At 47.2% G+C, this 697-nt stretch carries 1 protein-coding gene; it reads right to left on the bottom strand.

The annotated features are described in order from the left end of the window. Positions 1-697, bottom strand: a 697-nt coding sequence (locus R7044_RS25590) for an MFS transporter (protein WP_225456044.1), incomplete at both ends; no start/stop codon positions are given.

The raw sequence follows: 697 nt of genomic DNA, 5'->3' as shown, positions 1-697 counted from the left end.
CGCTAGGATCATTTTCTTTGCGCCGAACTGCTCAATTAATCGACCAGTAATAAAGGCCGGAGCGAACATGCCGAGCACGTGCCACTCAATCACACCTGCGGCTTTGTCGAAATCGAAACCACAACCAATCATCGCCAAAGGCGTCGCTGTCATTAGAATATTCATCACCGCATAAGCCACCATTGCCGCTAACACAGCAATCATAAAGTTCGGGCGTCTTATGATGTCACTAATAGTATCGGCTTTAACATGCGATAGCTGAGTATGCGCTGGCGGGAACCGAATCGTTTGAAGCAATACAAGCGCGGTGATGTAGAGAATAATCAGGACAGAAAAAGCACTCGTATATAAACCATCGTCTGACCATTGTTGCGAATACACCGCTAAGTTCGGACCGAGAATAGCTGCTAATACCCCACCCGCCATAGATATTGAAATTGCTCTTGGTCTTGCCGATTCTTCACACACTTTTATTGCAGCAAAACGATAGAGCGTGCCAAAACCGATTCCGACACCGAGCAAAAACGTAGAAAAACAGAATAGATAAAAGGTTTGTTGGCTTAACGCGTACGTCGCCAAACTTGCGCCCACGATGCCGATGAGGTTACCTAGGCTAAAGCCCAAACGACGACCGAGTTTCCCCATAATCAATGATGCAGGTATCGTTGCCGCCATTAAACCGAGAAACTGCAGTGCG

It is taken from the genome of Vibrio sp. 1402 (genome assembly GCF_033340275.1).
The sequence above is the reverse complement of the archived record's forward strand: the minus strand, read 5'-3'. Positions and strand labels throughout refer to the sequence as shown.